We start from the raw sequence: 18,275 nt of genomic DNA, 5'->3' as shown, positions 1-18,275 counted from the left end.
TGTGGATGCGGTCCAATCGCTTCACCGGGTCCTTGACGGCTGCGTTGTCCATTTCATGGAACCAGCCCAACTTGCAGCGGAATCGGGGAAGGGTCGGTGCTGCCGTTCCCCAACTCGGAAGAACGATTATCGCCCCACGCCCACAACCTTCCATCGATGCCAGTGGCGTAGACGGCGGGGTGGGTCACCCCGTAGTTCGAGAATGCGTTCGTGACACTAGCCACATTGGTGGGAGCGCTGATTGCCACTGGAGTTGTCTGGCCGAAATTATTTCTGCTACTCGACTGCTGACGGTTCCCCCACCAGTACATTTGTCCGTTACCCATCACGGCCACTACATGCTCGGTGTCAGTTGTCAGAGTGCTAACGGCCGGCAGCCCCAGAACTTGTTTCGGTTCAGATATGGAGGTGTAATTGCCGTGCCCGAGCTGACCTTGGGAATTTGCGCCCCAAGACCAAAGCGCTCCATCTCGTGTGATCGCATACGTCGCATACGCAGACACAACTAGCTTCACATTCTGGATACCGGAAACCTGCACTGGGCTCTTATTGTAGGAGCCAAGCATGCTTCCTACCTTAGTCCCCCATGTCCACAGGGATCCGTCTAGGCCGAGCGCGTAAACTGCCCCTCCATATTTGTCGAACACCACTTTTTGCACTTTAGGCAGACCCTGAACGACCGTAGGAACCGTATAGTTTCCAAGCTCGCCATTTCCAAGAACCTCCCGGGAATCGATGCCCCAGGAAAAGACCTTTCCATCCGTATCAACAGCAAAAGCTGATAGTCCATCGCTAGACACTTGCTTGATGTTCGACAGACCTGGAACCGGAGCGGGCAGCGCGGTTTGCGGCGCACCGCCTAGCACGTTGTAAATATTTCTCCCCCAACCCGAAACCGTTCCGTCACCGTTAACAACAAAGAAGTTGCTACCGTTACCTTCGAAGTCTTTTACTGATGACACTCCTGTTACTTGTACGGGAGTGGAGGAATATGTGGTGCCATTTCCAAGGCCCCATTGATGAGCGCCCCAAGCCCAAAGGGTGCCGTCGCTCTTCCGCGCAAACGCCGCACCTGAATAGTTTGACGGGATATATATGTCCTCCACCCCGCTCAGATTTGCGACTTGGGTGGGAAGGGGTTTTGTGGGGCTGACCGTGTCGCCAGTCCCAAGCAGGCCGTCTGGATTCATCCCCCATGCCCATACCGTTCCATCATTTTTTAGTGCGAATGCTGCGTCGCCCCAGGTAACCGTTTTGAGTACTCCGGTAAGGCCTGAAGGTGAAGCGTCGAGGGGAAGTATGGAGATACTCATTGCAAGGCTGCTGGAGGCGTTGCGAGCATCTCTGACGGTAACGGTAAATGCTGACGTTGTTGCCCCAAAGGGAACGCCTGAAACAACCCCGCTGGCGCTGTCAAGTTGCAAGCCGTCAGGCAGTACTCCTGAACTGACACTCCACGAATACGGTGACGCTCCGCCGGCGGCGGTCAGTACTGTCCGATAAGCCTGCCCGATGGTACCGGGCGGCAATTGCTTAGTCGTGATCACCGGAGAATCCGGCGGGCTGGGTGCGACGACGGCAGTGCCTTCGCACGGGTTGGCTTCCAGAAGCTTCCAAGAAGCACTGATCCCATCGGTTCGTTCAAACTTGAACCCCATCACTTCGACTCCGGCCACCACGCCAAGACGGGCTTCAAAGCCAATCTCCAGAGGGCAACTCCATGTCAGCGACCCCCCAGAGGCCACCACAGCAATAGGTGCCGAGGCGTAAGGACCCGCCCCGAACGTTATCCCAGCAATGCCGTAAAACCTGATATCAGCGTCGAAGTCCAGTGACAGCCGGGCTGTCAGCGACGCTGTGGCTTGGACTCCGTTTTGTACCCCAGTTACTTGCGGCTTCGTGTTGACCAGGTTGAATGATCCCTCGCGGTACTTGAACCCGACGTCATAGGAGACCGAATGGGCCGTGACATAAGAGATTTCGGCGGTGCCTGCGGCATTGAGGTTCGCGGCAACCTCCGCTTCCGCCGTTACCACGACCGGGATCGCTGTCGGGAAAACGATCACGGCTTTCAGCACTCCGAGTTTCGCGCTGACAGTGCCTTCTAGGCTGCCGCTGACACTCACCGAATGCTTGGACGCGAAGGACGGCGTTAGCACTATGGAAGCCTCTTTGAGCTGGAGGAATCCGGCCTCCAGCGTCATTTTGGCCTTGGCTGACGTTCGAACAGAGGACTCAAGGGTGACGGAGCCGTTGCCGCTGAGTTCATCGTTTGTGACTTCCGACTTGATAGTTCTCTTGATGGAGAAGGATTCGGAGAACACCTCCCCGGACGCCACTGCCTGGGGCCGCGTCAGATTTGAGGATCGGCCTGCGGCTGCGGGTTGCCCTGTCGTGACCGTGACGTCTGGCTCGGGGGTAAAGCTGGACGACACGGGAGTTCCAGTGACCTCCAGCAGCCCGGAGGTCGACACGATAGCCTCCGTCAGCGTCGCCGGCTTCAGCTTCACTAGCGTGTTTCCTCCCGGCTCTCGACCGACCTCCACAACCCGGGCCAGCAGGCCTTCAGGGGTCCCCGGTGTTACTCCGGCAACGAGTACATCGTTGGGGTTTATGTCGGCCGCCTCGCTGGAGGGAAGGGTCAACGAGCTGGCTGACACCAAGGCAGTGTCAAGCTGGGCAATATCCAAGACTTCAACATCCGGCGCCACAGTCACCGTTCCGGCGCGAGGGTCTAGTGGATTGGTAGAGACCTTGTCGGCTGCATACCGGTACAGGAAGGCAGCCATGGCGTCGCGGGCAATGCCATTGAGTGGGCGGTACTGCCGCTTGCCACCCCCGACATCCCAACCTGTGGATATGCCTGAAGACGCCAACCACGTGATCTCGCGGTAAAAAGCTGCACCGGTCGCGACATCCACGAAAGGCGTCTGGGCCGGAGCGGTGAAACCAACTGGCTTGGCGAATCGGAAAAGGAATGCCGCCATGGCGTCCCTGGCGATTGGGTTCAGTGGTCGATACGCCCGCTTGCCGCCGCCCACATCCCAGCCGGTACTAATTCCCTGTGAGGCGAGCCAGGTGATCTCCTTATAGAACGCTGCTCCCGGGGCGACATCCGTGAACGGCGAAGAAGCCGGTGGCTCATAGGCAGGGGAACCAGCCTTTCGGTATAAGAAGGCCGCCATCGCGTCGCGGGCGATGCTCGCCAGCGGCCGGTACTCACGTACCCCGCCGCCCACGTCCCAACCGGTGGATATGCCCTCCGCCGCGAGCCATGAAATCTCCTTGTGGAATAAGAAAGACTCCGTGACATCGACGAAAGAGACGACCCTCTCCACTACCGGATCAGCGGCGACCGACGATGGCATAACCATCAGCCCAGGTGCCACCACGCACAACACGACAGCAAGAAGACGCGCAACACCACGACGAAACACCGTAACCCCCAACACGGACCCAGAAGACCAGATGCGACACCCATCGGTTTTGAGGGCGATATGCATCCGGAGTGCCTGCCCAGCTGCAGACGCCCGGAGACTAACAACGCTTGCTCAAGAAATGATCAAGACGACACCGGCTACTCGGTAGACGTCGTCGGGACCGACGACACGCACCAGCATCGAGGTTGCTGGGGCCCGTGGCCTGTCCTAGCCGCGTCGAAAAACTCGTGATGCTGGGTGGAGGCTGCATGTTGAAGTTGCGTTCGACGACGTTGCGGCCGGTGTAGCCCTCTTTACCGAGGGCCGGCGGTCGGCCGCCGGTGGAAATGTCTGCAAATGACCAAGCTCAGCGGGCACATCCGGCCAGCCGAGGAGGGCAGCAACGGCTGAACGCGGGACCACTGCCCGTCAGTCAAAACAGAAGTACGAGACACCCATCAAGCGTCACTGCCAAACCAACCACGATTTAGGAGACACGCCCTAAGGCATGGGCTCTCCCCTCACTTGGACGGGCGAATTGGTTGCAATTGTGGTTCCGTTACCGAGCTCGCCATAAGAATTGCCGCCCCAAGTCCACAGGTACCCGCCTTCCAATATGGCGGCTCCTCCACCCGGCGCGACTTCGACGCGAATAGTACCCGCGAGACCCGGTAGCTTCCGGGGTACGTGCGATTCAGCAGCACCGCCTACACCCAGTTGTCCGCCATCATTCTTGCCCCACGCCCAGACTGTGCCGTCTATGCCGACGGCAAAGGCACTCATGTCGACGGACGTAATCTGTTGGACGGGACCCAGACCATCCACTTTATTGGGTGTGAAGACGCGCCAGGTTGTGGCCGGGGTAGCTCGCTGTCCCCGCTGGTTAGAACCCCAAGCCCAAACTGTTCCGTCCTTGGCAAGGGCGAGGGTCCCGCTGCCGTCCATGACGACGTCCTTGATGGCGGGAAGTCCTTCAGCGACGCGGGCCGTTAGCTGCGATGGCTGACTGGTCTCGAATGGCGCAAATAGACTAACGCCCCAGCACCAAACCGTTCCGTCCGATCCGACGGCCGTCAGCGCGCTGCCATTGATCGCCACTTTAGTGACGTTAACTGGGCCCGCGACGGCCTTGGGCACACGTGAATCGGTCGTGGTGCCGTCGCCAAGCTGACCAAAGTAGTTCTCCCCCCATGCCAGGAGTGACCCGTCAGTCCGAACGGCAACGGCAACCCGATCATCGCTGGAAATGCTGCGAACGGCTGAGGCACCCGGGACGGGTTTGGGTGTGGAACTGGCAGTAACTGTTCCATCGCCTAAGAGGCCCGTTTCGTTTTGGCCCCAGGCCCAGACCGAACCGTCGGTTCTTATTGCAAAGAGCGTTTGGCCTCCGACGACGTCGGCAACAGCGGAAAGGCCCTCGATCTTGACCGGCGTGGCCGATGACCGTCCGAAAGCCTCGGAGCCCCAAAACCATAGCGATCCATCAACTTTAATCGCGTATACAGCTCGACCGAAGACTCGCAGCAACCGGACGTCCGTGATTCCGCTAACTTGCCGGGCGAACAACGACCCGGTTTGACTGCTGTTTGGCTGCCTCCCGCCCCATTGCCAGACGGTCCCGTCGTTCTTGAGAGCAACCCGCGACATCCAGCCACCAGCCACGGCTTGAGCCTCGGAGAAGGCTCCGCTGACAGCAATGGATATAGGCAAGACCGTCTGCGCCTCGGCCCCGTCGCTGTCAGCCACCGCTACGGTCACAGACTTAGTTCCTTCGGCGGTGGGAGTTCCGCTAATGGTGCCCGTTGCAGGGTCGAGCCTGAGTCCTCCCGGCAGCGTCCCCAAGCTGACCCGCCAACTGTATGGAGCTGTCCCTCCTGTGGCAGTCAGTTGGAGGGAGTACGCCTTCCCTGTAGTTCCCTGAGGTAGCTGTGTGTTCGTAATTGCAAGCTTGGGAGTTTCGGGAGGCAACTCTGCCCCGGGGAAGGTGGTGGCATAGTCCCATTGCCAGGATTTGATTTTCCAGGTGTAGTTGCCACTGACGATCACGGCGTCGAGTAGCTTCTTTTCAATGATGGGCACGGTGAGTTCGACGCCGACGATCACGTCGCCCCTGATGTACAGGGATGCGTCAACTTTGTTTCCGGTCGTGGCCATGGTGATCGACGCGGAGGCCCCTGCCTGCGCACCGATTGTCAGGGTAGGCCCGGCGAAGCCGTAGATCAGGAGACTTGTTTTGAGCGTGGGCCCGAATCCCGCTTCGATTTTTCCGGTCACAGCGAGGTTGCCGTTCGGTCCAAACACCGGCGTGCTGAATTTGGTGACCGGGCCGGTGTCCACGCTTCTGAAACCGCCGTTGGATGAGTAGCGGACGCCGAAGTCCTGGGTGCGCTCCACCCCAAGGTCCACCGTCAGGGACGCTGCGGCCGAAAAGTTGGCTTCGAGGTAGACGGTGCCGCCCGGCCTGATCACGACAGGAATCGTGAGGACGACGAACGTGATGGGCGCCATCTTGAGCGTGGCGAGCTCGTGTTTGATGCGTTGGTTGGTGGCGGTCTTTAGAAAAGCGCTGCCTGTGGCTTTTGCGCTCATCTCCGTGTGGACGATCGTTGAGAATTCCTCGACGTTCGTGTGGGGGATGCCCCAACTCCACTGAATATCAGTCCTGAGGGTGAAGGTCAGAGTGAATCCGACTTTCGCCTCGCCGCTGAATGAGAATCCAGCTGAGGAGGCTATGGCGGCTTTGGCCTTCTGGATCGTGGAATCGGAAGTCTTGCCCAGCGCCAGGCAGCCTTTGACGACGTCGCACGTGAACGTATCTTTCAGTGAGATGTGGCTTGCAAACTGCATACTTTCATCGATGGTTGCCAGGGGCGCTATCCCGGCAGGCCGGAGTGATTGCGCCGTCATTCTTGCCGGCGCCGCGTTGAGGGGAACAACTTCGGCATCGGTCCAGCTGGACGTGGCTGTGTCGGTGTAGGTGTCGAGGGACACGTCCGATCCCGCTTCGACCGTTGCAGCGGCAATTCCTTCGTCCTGGACCGTGAGTCCCGGGGAGTTGTCGCCGTCGGCCCCTGTTTCAGTGGTGGCCAGTCCCCTGCTGCTGTCCAGGGGCACCTCCTGGCTGAAATCGACCTGGAGGAACACATCGGCCAGCGTCGCCGGCGTGGTCGTTGCAACGGTGGAACTGCCCACCTGGTCAACGGCCGCCACCTGCCGCAGCAGTCCGTCCGGCGCGGCGGCGCTGGGTCCTTCGACGATGATCTGGCCAACCGCCAGGTCCGGGCTGTTGGCCACCGTCACCGAGGTGGGAGTGACAGACTGCACGGGGTTTACCGCCTCGTCCAGCTGCACCGCATCAGGGGAGATGATCTGCGTGGAAGCCGTCGGCAGGACGGCGTTCACCAGGACGCTGGATGAGCCGGTGTGCCCGGCCCTGTCCGTGGCGCTTACCGTGAAACTTACCTGGCCGCTCTGCGGAAGGCCCGTCTCGAAAGACCAGCGGATGCCCCCCGCGGTCTGCCGCACTTTCGGTGTTCCTACCGCAGCCCCACCCACGGTTACCAGCATTGCCGCAACGTGGGCCGTGGACGACGCCACCGTGCCTTCCAGCACGAGCTTCCCGGTCTCTCCAAGATCCACGCTGGCCGAAGACGCGGGCGAAGTAATGCTTACTACGGGCGCCGGACCTGAGGCAGCGGGCGGCGCCGCGAGAAGGGTTCCCAACGGAAGAGCGACGGCGGCAGCGGAGCCAGCTCCAATCCTTGCCGTCGGCTGGCCCTTTCGCAAGGGAATGAAAGCCAGCTGAGGCTGGGCGCCTCGTCCGGCGTCGATCACTGCACCTCCAACCCCGGGAGTGGAACCCGGAGCGACATCGAGGACGCTGGTGGCCGCGCCGGCGGATTCTGCAGAAACCAGCATCAGCGCGGCCTCACTGCCGGCCGGACCCTGCAGAGGAATTAGAGCGCCAGCGGTAGTGGCTGTGAACTTCTGGGGCGTGGATTTACGGGCAGGAACGAAACTTCCGCCCACGTTCACGTTCGGTGCTTCCTGCGCAGCGTCGGTGACGTAGCCACGGACGTCCATTCGCAGCGATCCCGTCCCTGAGCCCAATGAGGCAGTCACAGCGCCAGATTCGGAAGGCAGCAGCATCGTCGTGATCGATGTCACTCCCGCCCCGACATTCAGGTCCTGATCATCGATACGAAGAGTGTCCGGAGCTGCCAGAGTGACGGTTGCGGTAACGAAAACTGCTCGCACCTCCGTGGCCGGCACTCCCCCTGTTCCTGTAACGCCGATCTCGAGGGGGGCTGTTGAAAGCTGTGCACCGGCCAGCTGGCGGTCCGTGTCCGCGCGTGTGACCGGTGCAGGCAGTGCAATAGTCGATCCGGGAACCGTCCCAGCCCCGTCAAACGTGGCGATGAGTTGGATCGCCACGTGTGTGTCGGTGGAAGCGGAGACGGTGATGGCCCCGTTAGCGAGCGGCGCCAAGACGGTCGTGGAGGCAGACGTTCCCGAGGGAACAGTCAGGGCGGGAGCGCCGGTCACGCTGACGGTCACGGTGTCCTTGGCATCCTTCACCGAAAGCCGCACTAGGCCGGCGCTGTGGCCGGTGGCCAGCGGGCCGAGATGCACGGTGCTGGTGGTCCCGGCAGCAAGTGGCCGGGCGCGCACTAGGAACCGGTACATAAACGCAGCCATCGCATCGCGGTTGACTGCCTGCAGCGGCCGGAAGGTGCCGTCCGCCCACCCGGTGGAGACCCCGGTGGAAGCCAGCCAGCCGATTTCCGTGCTGAACGCCCGGCCTGCCGGAACATCCTTGAAACGAGATCCAGTAGACGTGGACAGCGCCGGTTTTCCGGCGAGGCGGTACATAAACGCGGCCATCGCGTCCCGGTTCACAGGCTGCACCGGCCGGAAAGATCGCTTGTTACCTGGTTCCGCCCATCCGGTGGAGATGCCCTCGGCCGCAAGCCATGTGATTTCCTTGTAAAACAGGTAGCCCGGGGCCACATCGGTGAAAGGCGACACCTTCGGGGGCGTGAACGCCGGTTTTCCCGCCAGCCTGTACATGAAGGCAGCCATGGCGTCCCTGTTGACCGCGGTTATCGGCTTGAAAGTCCCGTCCGGCCAGCCGGTCGAGACACCGGACGCAGCCAGCCAGCCAATCTCTCGGGCGAACGCTGCAATGGTTGGAACATCCTTGAACGTCTTGCCGGCCGCACCGTCCTGAGGGTACTGGGCGTCGGAGTACACGGCCGCCGGGGCAGCCGTGTCAACCACAGCTTCAGCCGCGAGATCAACGGCACCGGCAGAAACCGCTCCTGACAGGGCCAAAGCCACGGAAACCACACCGGCACTGAAACCCGCGAAGGCTCGCCTGAACGTCGCACTGAACATGATTCCCCCAAATCGGCGCCGCTCAAGGGCGCAACCGCAATCCAAGCAGACCCTCTACCGGTCCGAAGTCCCAGTCGGGCCCGGCATCCTCACGAAGCGGAGAAGAATCGGGATCAGGCTACAGCCAACATAACCACGCCCATAAGCCCAAACACCCGGGAACCCAAATATGACGCTTCAACCATCCGGGCCCGCAGCCGTAGTGGCCTGGGCTCTACTTAGCGACCAGGCTCGCCGCGGGCTCCGATGTGTCCGCCACGGGGCCGCCGCCCGAGCCCCTGTTCCGGAGCCTGGCCTCTATGGGACGCTCAAAGAAGGTGTAGGCGGCGCCGGCAAGCGGGATGGACACCGCAATGCCGACGACGGCGAACATGACGCGCTCGGCCAGGCTCACTGGGCCGAGTTCCAGGGCTGTCCGCAGCACCAGCTCGTGGACTAGGTAGAGGGCGAAGGACCACTCCCCCAGTTTCACTACGGCAGGTGCGCTGGCGAAGGTGGGACGGCCTCCACAGCGGTCCCGGTCCGCGTAGGCCGAGATCAGGAGGGCGAAGCCCGGAATGCAGAGCGCACCCGCCAGCGGCCCGGCCGTATGCCACGGCGCGACACCGTCCACGACTTCCAGAATCAGGATGGAACCAATGGCGGCGGCAGCCCCGACGCCCACGCCGAACCTGGGCTTCCAGCCTTTCCGCATGGCGATGGCCAGGCACACACCCACAACGAACTCCGCGATCCTGAACGCCGGGAACGTGTAGAACAGGGCTCCCCAGTCAAAGCCGGGCAGGAACGCCAGCAGGACGGACACGAGAGAAACAGCGGCGACAAAAACAGCGGCGCTGACCCGGAAGAGCTTCCCCGGTTCAAGCCGTGACAGCCGTACGGCCAGGAACGGGAACACGGCGTAAAAGAACGCTTCGCAGGACAGCGACCAGGACACCCCGTTGTAGGCGTAGACCCAGTGAGGGTCGCCAAGCCAGCCCTGCACGAGGAGAAGTGACGCAAGGAGTTGGGGAACCGACTGCTCCCCCTGAGTGGCGAACACAAGGACGACGGCGGCCAGCGCCGTGAGTGCGTGCAGCGGCCAGATCCGGGCGAACCGTCGCCAGTAGAACTGCCGCTTGGAGGTGCCCGGGTTCATGGACCAGGCCAGCACGAACCCGGACAGCATGAAGAAGAACGTCACGCCTGTCTGCCCCATGGACACCAGCGGATACATCTCGGGCACCAGCGTCACCGACGCGTGATACAGGACCACGAGCATGGCGGCTATGAACCGCAGTCCTGTCAGTGAATCCAGCCGGGTGCGCGAAACGTTCATCCTTTACTCCAAGTACGACGGCAATGAACGGACCAGTCTACCGGGGTACCCAAACCGCGGCCGTCAGCTTCACCATTCCGCATCATGAACCGCGGGTGCTGCACCGCGTCCCGCCTGGTCGCGGCCGTTCCTCCCGGTCATACCTACGAAGATCTGGCCAATTCCCAGCAGCAGCATCCGGCCGTCAGGGAACAACGGCAGGAGGTTGGCCGCGTGAACGGCGGCGAGCGGCAGGACGATCCAGCCTGGTGCATCCGCCAGCAGGAATACTGCGCAGCTGGCGGTCCCGAGGACCGGTCCGGCGGCGGCTGTGGCCACGGTTTGCAGTCCCTGCAGCCGCGGACCGGTGACCCACACATTCGCCAGTGAGTGGTTTGCCTCGCCCGCCTGCGCGTCACGCAGGACCAGCCGGAGGGTTGCCAAATGGGCAGCTTCGTGGACCAGCAGGGAGGTCATGCACACCGCAAAACCAACGCCCGCGGCGGAGAGGGGTTCGCTGTAGAAGCCGGTGGCCAGGGCAGCTAGTCCGCCCGTCCCGAAGAAGAGAATGGCCATGGCCAGCGCGGGAAGCGCCCCCGCCCTTGCCACTGAAAGCAGCGCCCCGGTGATGCCCTGTCCCAGCTTCCAGCTTCCCCGCCGCCAGCTTCGCGCCGGTTGTCCGGCACCGCCGCCGGAACCCTGAATATCTGGACTCAAGCGCTGGCCATCTCCGTGCGGTGCACAGCCAGCCACCGCGCCGTCAGCAGGTACCAGGCAAAGGCCGCCGCCATCATGGCGAACTGGACGGCCAGGCTGACGAGGATATTCGTTGAGGCCGCCAGCATGGACTGCAGGCCGAAAGTCAGGCCCAGCAGGCCCACAACGGCTACGGCTTCGGATACGGCACCGCCGATGGACTGGTCGCGGCTGACGGGGAGCAGCAGCCCGAGGGCGCAGCTGGCGCAAAGCTCTACGAACAGCATGGGAAGGGCCAGGAAAAACTCCACAGGCCCGCCGCCGGACACCAGCATGAAGGCCGTCCCGTACACCACCATCATGCCCGCCCAGATGAGCAGGACCGCTCTGAACTTCGGCCCGATCCATGCCGTGGGGTTGCCTGTGACGCGGTATATCCAGTGGTGGCGACGGGTGGGTCCGTAGCACCCGATCCCGATGGCACTGGCAACACCGAGGGCCACGTAGACCAAGCCCAATTCGTCGCCGCCGGTGGCCGCAGCCGAGACAACCGCTGCCGCACACAGCCCGTTGATAAAGAGCAGGAGCACGGCGTTAGGCGGGTACCGGAGCCACTGGCGCAGTTCAAGCATCATGAAAGATGGCCCGCCAGCCGAGAGATTCCGGCCTCCGAAGAAGCGGGGCCGCCACGGCGCGAACTCCTTCCGCGGCACCGCCTCAAGCATGCCCAGGGCAGCGAGCAGGATCATGGGAGATGCTGACACGAGGCCAAGGACCCACCACGAGGGTGCCGGAGCGCCCAGCAACCAGGCGAGCACCTCCCCGAGCGGCAGCAGGACTCCCCTGCCGTCTCCGCCGTTCATGGGCATGGACGTCATGAATGCGTAGAGCAGCAGCCCGGCAGTGATAAGGCCGCTGATGCCCTGCACCATGACGCCGTTGCGGCCCAGTAAGCGAGCGGCCGCCACTTGGCCCAGTTCAGTGAGCACCTGCGTGGCAAGGCAGCCGAGCAGTGCGGCGAAGACGGCGTAACCGACGCCTGCGAGGGCCACAGCGGCGCTGCCCGTAAAGACGAACTGCAGGGCGAGCGGCGCCGACACCAGCAGGCCGCCGAAAAAGCCCACGGCCACGGTCAGCCAACGCGTCGCGCCGCGGACATGGGCTTCACGTACGGGCAGCACCGAAAGCATTTCCGTCAACAGCGTGCGGCTTGGTGCGTAAAGAACAGCCATGAGTGTGGCCAGGGCCGGCATCGTGAACATGACGCTGGCCACCGGGGCGGCGATTTCGCGGCCCGTGTCCGGGTCCATTCCCAGTTGCTTACCGAGCTCGATGCTGGACCAGGCCGTCCAGGCGCAGACGGCCAGGAGGATTGCCGCAACCAGCAACTTGGCTTTGGTTCTTGAGCCAAGGGACCGGCACAGGTCGTTGAACCACATGCGCCAGGTGATTCGGTGCACGGCTGCGGTGACGGTCAGCGGTCCCACCCGCCGCGGCCCGGCCACCTGGCTCATGACTGCTGGCTGGTCCGCTTGGCCTTGGACGCCAGCCACACGACGGTCGCCGCAACAACGGCCAGCACTAGCGGGCCAAGCGGGTTGAAGAACATGCTGGTCTCCGGGGCCCCGGATGAATTCGTGCCCGACTCAACAGAAATAAAGACCGGAATGGAAAAACTGCCGTTAGTGACAAATGTGATGATGAAAATGGCCACCAATGCGACCAGGGAAATGAGAATTCCGACGCCGAGTGCTTTCATGAAATTCATCGAATGTTCGCTTTCACTTCAGTGGTTTACGAGCGGCCATTAGGAGTCAGAAGGACAGCAGCCGCTGCAATTCCTCTTCCTTTCCGAGCATAGCCTGATGCAGCCCGGTGGCGTGGACAAAAAGCTCCTCCAGTGACGCCGCCCCGCTTTCCCCGATGAGTTCCGCGGGGTGACCGGCAGCCACTTTCCTGCCTTCCGCGAGGATGACCACCGAGTCGCAGAACCGCTCAGCCGCCAAAAGATCGTGCGTTGCGATCAGGATGGCCCCGCCCTCACGGGTGAAGGTCCGCAGGAGCGAATTCATGAGCAGTCCCGCTTCGGGGTCCAGCCCGCGCATGGGTTCGTCCAGGATCAGAAGGTCAGGCCGGTGGGACAGGGCCAGCACCAGTTGGAGCTTGCGCTTCATGCCGTGGGAATAGTCCCCCACATACTTTTCCAAGTGCGGGGTTAGTCCGAGCAGATCGGCCAGACCGGCCGCAGTTTCGTCATGGAATAGCGGCCGTAGCCGGCGGTGGAAATCGAGCAGTTCACGGGCGGTGAGGGCTTCGGGAACAGGCAGGTCGTCCGGAAAGAATCCAAAACGGTCCTTGGCCTCCACGTCGTCGTGCGAAAGGCCGCAAATTTTCACCGTGCCCGACGTGGGGCGGATGAAACCGGAAATGCAGTGGATGGTGGTCGACTTGCCTGACCCGTTGGGGCCAAGCAGCCCGGTCACTTCCCCTGCTCGGACCGTGAAGTCGAGGTCCTGAACGCCGTGCCGGGTTCCATAGTCTTTGGTGAGTCCGGCGACGGCCAGCGGGTCAGGCAAGTGTTCCATTTATTGGTCCTTAAAGGTTGTCAGGCTAGTAGCAACCGAGCTTGACGCCGATCTTAATGCCCCAGGGACCCTTGACTGCCTCGATGTGGCCGGTGAAGCCGCGGTAGCCCGAGTTGCGGCAGTAGATCCAGGCCACTGCGGCAGCAATGACCAGAATGCCGATCAGGACAAGCCAGACCCAGCGGAATTCACTATTCTTGTCCAGCGCAGAGTTAACTGCCCGTGCAACTGCATTTTGCGCCGAGACATGCGCAGCAATTGCGTAATCGGTGAGAGCGAGCATGGATATGCCTTCCTACAGATGCGAGTGGTTTACATGAACTGCCAAATGAATGGCGGATTCCCCCCAGATACAAACGCGGCTCGAATCCGCTATGCCGAGCGTAGAGGTCGGACGGACAGCGGTCAACGCTTTCATCAAACGAGTTTAGTTAATTTTTGATGAGGGCCGAATCACCGTGTGTTTGTGTCGCAGCCAAGGCCATTGAGGCGTACCCGCCCACAATCACGGCGGCAATCTTCTTGTAGGCCGGACGCGTCTCCCGCTTTCGGTGGTTGAGGGTCACCAAGCCTCCGTCCGCTACTCCCCGTCCCTGTCCCCGGCGGGCATCACCTCATAGGCCGCAACCGCGTCAAGACCCCAAAGCCGGCGCGCTCGCCGTCGGACGCCGGGGCTCCGCCACCGCAGCCCTCGGCCACCGGCGCAGGCTCGGACCGGGTCCGAATCAGTGGCTGCCGATGATGTACGGTCCCCAGCCCCTGGTGCCGAGGGTCCTGGCGGCAGCCCAGGCAGACTTGTTCGCCTGGTAGTACAGCAACGCCCCGGCCTTGTTGCGTGCCAGCAGACCCTGGGTCCCGATCCCGCCCAGGCCGCGGGCAACCGTCAGGGACGTAAAGCCTTGCCAGCCCGCGCCAATGACCGGGCGATTCTCCGCCACGAACGAGCCGCGGCCGTTGGTGCGGTAGAGCACCAGCTGGCCGCTGGCGTTTCGCGCAACGATGTCCGTGGCACCGTCCCGGTTCCAGTCGAGCAGGCTGATGTCCAGCTTCAGCCAGCCTGCGCCGATCTGCACGCCCGCGCTGGGCGCCTTCCCCGAGCTGTTGGCGTAGTGGTACAGCTTCCCGGTGGCAATGTGCTTGGCCACAATGGAGGGGAACCTATCGGCCGTCTTCCAGGTTCCGACGTCGATGCTGTAGTTCTGCCAGCCGCCGGCACCCATGGTCTCCCGAGCGAAACCGCCGCCAGGCAGCGCCCGGTACAGGTAGAGTTGCCCCGCCTTGGCCTTGCCCAGGATGTCCAAATAGCCGTCCCGGTTCCAGTCCGTCACGTGGATGTCGCTGAAGATCCCCCACCCGGTGCCCACCTTGACCCTGGCAGTCTTCAGGTTCCCGTAGTTCCAGAGGGTGCCTGCTGAATCGATGGCAAGGACGCTGTCCTGCGACTTGATCGTCGGCGCCGCGGCGGGGGCAGCGGGAGGAGGAACTGGAGGCAGGAATGTGTGCGACCAGGTCAAGTTCCCGGTAACGGCGTAGCCGGGAAGGGCTTCAGCGAACACCTCGACCCTTCCCGATGCGGGGTAGGTGCCCGGAGCCTTCGTCAGGCCGCCCACGAGGTACCGGACCCCGGTGATTGGAGGAATGGTGAACGATGACGCGCCGAAGGTGGGTGCAGGCGGTTCGACTTCAATAATGGGAACCGGCCGGAGGTCCTTGGACCAGGACGTCGTTCCCTGCAGGACATAGCCGTACTTGGCCTCAGCCGTAACGGTAACGACTTCCTGCACGAAGTAGGTTCCGGGGTCGCGGACTATCCCCCCGACCCGGTAGCGGACCCCGGAGGCGGGCGGGATTGTGTACCACCATCCGCCGAAGGTCGGTGCTACGGGCGTGACCGCCGTGTTTTCACGCAGTTGCGGCGGTGTGGGGTCCGGTGTGCTGGGACCGGCCACGGTGCCGTCGATGAGCTTGACGGTGTACGTGTGGTCGATCGGCATCCCGTCCCGCACCATGCCCGTGACCTTGACGGTGTAGTTCGCTTCCTCGGCCCCTGCGGGAAGCTGCAGCTGTGGGACGTCAAAGACCACCGTGTTCGGCCCGTAGCCGTTCATCGCGTGGTAAGTGGTCGCCTGCATGTCGGTTCCGGCAGCATTGGTGACCACAACGCTGGCGTTGGAAAAATCGACGTCGTGGCCGGACGACAGCGACCAGCGCCCCGGCGGCAGCAGCTGGCTGGGGAAATAGCCGGCATTCGGGAAGGCGATGAAATCCGGATTGGTCCGCGTCGCGCTGGTCCCGCCGCCAAAGACGTCCACCGCGTTGGCCGTAGCGGTGGTCCCGATTCCCATAGTCGTGGTCGTCGGATTCAGGAACCAGCGCCGGTGCCCCACGTCTGCGTTATTGCTGCCCCAGTCGTCCATGTATCCCCTGATGGCATAAGACATGGAGGAGATCCGGGGAGACATGTAGTACAGGTTAGAAGTTCCGGCTCCCGCCTGCCCCAGCGGCGTGAAACACTCCCAGTCGCTGGTGGGATAGTGGCTCAGACTGCCTCGGGCATGCATCATCAGTGCCACGGCCTGCGCCTTGGCGTTCTGCTCCGCGGTGAGGACAATGCTGTCCAGGCCCGAGAGACCGCGGAAGAAGTTGATCGCCGCCGTTCCGCTGGCCAGCGAACTCGCCGACTGCGTCCCCGGGTCACACCCCGCCACCGACCCCGTCCAGTTGATGTCCTGCGCCTCAGAAGGCAGATAGCGGGACTTGTAGGCAGCCACCACGGCATCGCGTGACTGCGTGTTGATGGCGTTGTCTGTCTCCGCCGCCTGCGAAGGCGTGGCCATTCCGCCTGAGACCAGGGCCGCCGCAAGCAGCACCGAGGCGAGCCGAGGCATCACCGTTTTATTCATTTGTTCCCCCAATTGAAATTTGCTCAAAACATAACACCGAATTTCACCTGGCCGTGTGAGTCGGATCAATCCTTCGGCAATGTTGGGGTTGCGTTCCGAGGAAGAGTACGACGGCGGTGCTTGCCCCGCCACGGCCTGGTCCCTTGGGCCGAAGAAATTCTTGATGAAACTTGAGCGCCTCTTGGTTGCCACTTGATTTCGGCGCGACATGCTCTTTCCATCAGACACCGGAGGTCTTCCCCATGGACACCAACGGATACATCTCGGGCACCAGCGTCACCGCCGCATGGTACGGACCACGAGCATGGCGGCTATGAACCGCAGTCCTGTCCGTGAATCAGCCGGGTGGGCGAAACGTTCATCCTTTGCTCCAAGTACGACGACGACGAACCGTCAAGTCGACCGGGGTAGGGCAAACCGGCCGTCTGTGCCTGCCGCGAGGCTCGGCCACGGCAGGCATAGACATGAAGCGGGGCACGGCCATGGTTCTTGAGCCAGTCTTGATTAAGTGCTGATTGAGGATTGACGCGAATTAGACAGTTTCCTTGAGCCGGGCCATACATCGTGGTTGGTGTCAGAAGAAACGGCCTCAAGAAACGGAATGGACCATGAGCGCGTCAACCAGTTCAGATACAGCCTCCGGCTCAGTGGCAGCACGATTTGCCATCGCCCGGCGCGTTCTGAGCACGGCCGTCGGGACCGTAATCACAGCTGTTTTTCTGGCCGCCTGTGTGGCTGCGCCCTTGCTCCACATTGGCTATTCCCCAGTGCTGACTGCCAGCATGCGCCCGTCTTTTGCCCCCGGTGACCTGCTAATCACGGTTCCGAGGCCGGTAACTTCCCTGAGCGTAGGCGACGTGGCCGTCTTCACCCCGCCAGGTGAAAGCACCCCTTTTGCCCACCGCATCACCGCCCTAGCCGGCAGCCCGGAACGCCCCGTGCTCACCACAAAGGGCGATGCCAACCCTGCGCCGGACCACTGGCGGGCCACCCTGGACCAGGATCAGGTGCCCGTAGCCGTGGCTACCGTTCCCTACGTAGGCAACGCCTTGCTCTGGGCGCAGAACCCGCTCCAGCGTGGAATCTTGATCGCCCTGTTCGGATTGTCTGTGACTGCCACAAGCGTGGTCTGGATACTCCGGACGCCCTCCCAAGTTTCCGGGCAGACGCGCCCGGCTCCCTCCCTCTAAACGCCCAACCACATAGTAAGGATCTGCAATGTCTGCTGCCTCAACCCCTTCCGTTCGCCGTCCCAACCCCCGCCTGCTGGCCGCTTTCGCAGTCGGCGCCGCAGGCCTGGCCATCACCGGCGGTGGCGTCTACGCGGCCCTGAACGCCACCGCTTCCAACACCACCGCCCAGAACGCCTCCAGCGGAATCCTGAGCCTCACCATGGCTAACAATGGCGCCGGTTTCGGTCAGGCGGTCTCCAACGTGGCTCCGGGCGACGTCGTGAACCGCTACGTGACCCTGACCCAGGGCAACGAACTTGCCGGCAAGGACCTGACGCTGGCAGTCGCCGATGCAAACCCAACGCTGCTCACCACGAGCGCCACCAAGGGGCTCCGGGTCACCGTTACACAGTGCGTCGGAGGCGACTGGACCGTAACCGGTGCCGGCGCGTGCACCGGTTCAGGCGCGAGCCCCCTTGCTCTGGCCACGAGCGTGCCGTTGAGCACCCTGGCCTCGACTCCAGCAGCACTAACCAGCTCCGTCGCAGCAGGGTCTACCGTCAAGCTGCAGATCACACTCACTCTGCCCGATCAGACCGAAACCACTGTCAACGGCGTTCAGGCTGCTGGCAGCATCCAGGGCCTCACTTCTGCGCTCACCTGGACCTTCGGCGAAACCCAGCGCACGGCCACCACCACCGGAAGCTAGAGCAGTGCACGTGCACTTCCCAGTCAGCAGGGCGGGGGCCGCCGCGTCGGTAACCGCTCTGCTGTTGTGCACGTCGCTGGCGGCGGCCGAAGCAGCC

General features: G+C 62.6%; 11 protein-coding genes. 2 read left to right on the top strand and 9 right to left on the bottom strand.

Annotated elements, in window-relative coordinates:
• Window positions 1–53: 53 nt before the first annotated feature.
• The 9 genes from CXZ05_RS06960 to CXZ05_RS06920 form a co-directional block, all read right to left on the bottom strand.
• Window positions 54–3,503, bottom strand: coding sequence for a putative Ig domain-containing protein (locus tag CXZ05_RS06960; protein ID WP_102971874.1), 3,450 nt, complete (start codon window positions 3,501–3,503; stop codon window positions 54–56).
• Window positions 3,504–3,920: 417 nt separating this feature from the next.
• Window positions 3,921–8,816: an S-layer homology domain-containing protein gene (locus CXZ05_RS06955; RefSeq protein ID WP_102971873.1), complete on the bottom strand. Its 4,896-nt coding sequence runs from the start codon at window positions 8,814–8,816 to the stop codon at window positions 3,921–3,923.
• 214 nt (window positions 8,817–9,030) lie between these two features.
• Window positions 9,031–10,134, bottom strand: coding sequence for an acyltransferase (locus CXZ05_RS06950; RefSeq protein ID WP_102971872.1), 1,104 nt, complete (start codon window positions 10,132–10,134; stop codon window positions 9,031–9,033).
• A gap of 69 nt (window positions 10,135–10,203) precedes the next feature.
• Complete coding sequence (locus CXZ05_RS06945; protein ID WP_146033067.1) at window positions 10,204–10,830, bottom strand: hypothetical protein; 627 nt, start codon at window positions 10,828–10,830, stop codon at window positions 10,204–10,206.
• On the bottom strand, window positions 10,827–12,323 hold the full coding sequence (locus CXZ05_RS06940; RefSeq protein ID WP_102971870.1) for a hypothetical protein: 1,497 nt from the start codon (window positions 12,321–12,323) through the stop codon (window positions 10,827–10,829). The genes CXZ05_RS06945 and CXZ05_RS06940 overlap by 4 nt, the downstream gene beginning before the upstream one ends.
• Window positions 12,320–12,577 (bottom strand): hypothetical protein, encoded by a 258-nt coding sequence (locus CXZ05_RS06935; RefSeq protein WP_102971869.1) that lies wholly within the window; start codon window positions 12,575–12,577, stop codon window positions 12,320–12,322. The genes CXZ05_RS06940 and CXZ05_RS06935 overlap by 4 nt, the downstream gene beginning before the upstream one ends.
• A 46-nt stretch (window positions 12,578–12,623) precedes the next feature.
• A complete protein-coding gene (locus CXZ05_RS06930) occupies window positions 12,624–13,394 on the bottom strand; it encodes an ABC transporter ATP-binding protein (RefSeq protein ID WP_102971868.1) in 771 nt (256 codons plus the stop codon).
• A gap of 25 nt (window positions 13,395–13,419) precedes the next feature.
• Complete coding sequence (locus CXZ05_RS06925) at window positions 13,420–13,677, bottom strand: hypothetical protein (RefSeq protein ID WP_102971867.1); 258 nt, start codon at window positions 13,675–13,677, stop codon at window positions 13,420–13,422.
• A gap of 442 nt (window positions 13,678–14,119) precedes the next feature.
• Entirely contained in the window at window positions 14,120–16,282 is a 2,163-nt protein-coding gene (locus CXZ05_RS06920) for a CAP domain-containing protein (RefSeq protein ID WP_180987310.1), read from the bottom strand.
• Between the two features lie 623 nt (window positions 16,283–16,905).
• On the opposite strand from CXZ05_RS06920, the gene CXZ05_RS06915 reads away from it, so the two are divergent.
• The gene (locus CXZ05_RS06915) at window positions 16,906–17,487 is read left to right on the top strand and encodes a signal peptidase I (RefSeq protein ID WP_102971865.1); all 582 of its coding nucleotides are present in this window, start codon (window positions 16,906–16,908) and stop codon (window positions 17,485–17,487) included.
• 28 nt (window positions 17,488–17,515) lie between these two features.
• Window positions 17,516–18,178 carry a hypothetical protein gene (locus CXZ05_RS06910; protein ID WP_102971864.1) on the top strand — a complete coding sequence of 221 codons (663 nt, stop codon included), beginning with the start codon at window positions 17,516–17,518 and terminating at the stop codon, window positions 18,176–18,178.
• Window positions 18,179–18,275 lie beyond the last annotated feature (97 nt).

It is taken from the genome of Arthrobacter sp. AFG20, from assembly GCF_002892795.1.
Taxonomy (GTDB): Bacteria; Actinomycetota; Actinomycetes; order Actinomycetales; family Micrococcaceae; genus Arthrobacter.
This window is presented reverse-complemented; position numbering and strand designations above follow the sequence as displayed.

Excerpts from the sequence above, each read along its gene's own strand:
- CXZ05_RS06960 (WP_102971874.1), bottom strand. The coding sequence starts at position 3,503 with ATGCATATCGCCCTCAAAACCGATGGGTGTCGCATCTGGTCTTCTGGG.
- CXZ05_RS06955 (WP_102971873.1), bottom strand. The coding sequence starts at position 8,816 with ATGTTCAGTGCGACGTTCAGGCGAGCCTTCGCGGGTTTCAGTGCCGGT.
- CXZ05_RS06950 (WP_102971872.1), bottom strand. The coding sequence starts at position 10,134 with ATGAACGTTTCGCGCACCCGGCTGGATTCACTGACAGGACTGCGGTTC.
- CXZ05_RS06940 (WP_102971870.1), bottom strand. The coding sequence starts at position 12,323 with ATGAGCCAGGTGGCCGGGCCGCGGCGGGTGGGACCGCTGACCGTCACC.
- CXZ05_RS06935 (WP_102971869.1), bottom strand. The coding sequence starts at position 12,577 with ATGAATTTCATGAAAGCACTCGGCGTCGGAATTCTCATTTCCCTGGTC.
- CXZ05_RS06930 (WP_102971868.1), bottom strand. The coding sequence starts at position 13,394 with ATGGAACACTTGCCTGACCCGCTGGCCGTCGCCGGACTCACCAAAGAC.
- CXZ05_RS06925 (WP_102971867.1), bottom strand. The coding sequence starts at position 13,677 with ATGCTCGCTCTCACCGATTACGCAATTGCTGCGCATGTCTCGGCGCAA.
- CXZ05_RS06920 (WP_180987310.1), bottom strand. The coding sequence starts at position 16,282 with ATGCCTCGGCTCGCCTCGGTGCTGCTTGCGGCGGCCCTGGTCTCAGGC.
- CXZ05_RS06915 (WP_102971865.1), top strand. The coding sequence starts at position 16,906 with ATGAGCGCGTCAACCAGTTCAGATACAGCCTCCGGCTCAGTGGCAGCA.
- CXZ05_RS06910 (WP_102971864.1), top strand. The coding sequence starts at position 17,516 with ATGTCTGCTGCCTCAACCCCTTCCGTTCGCCGTCCCAACCCCCGCCTG.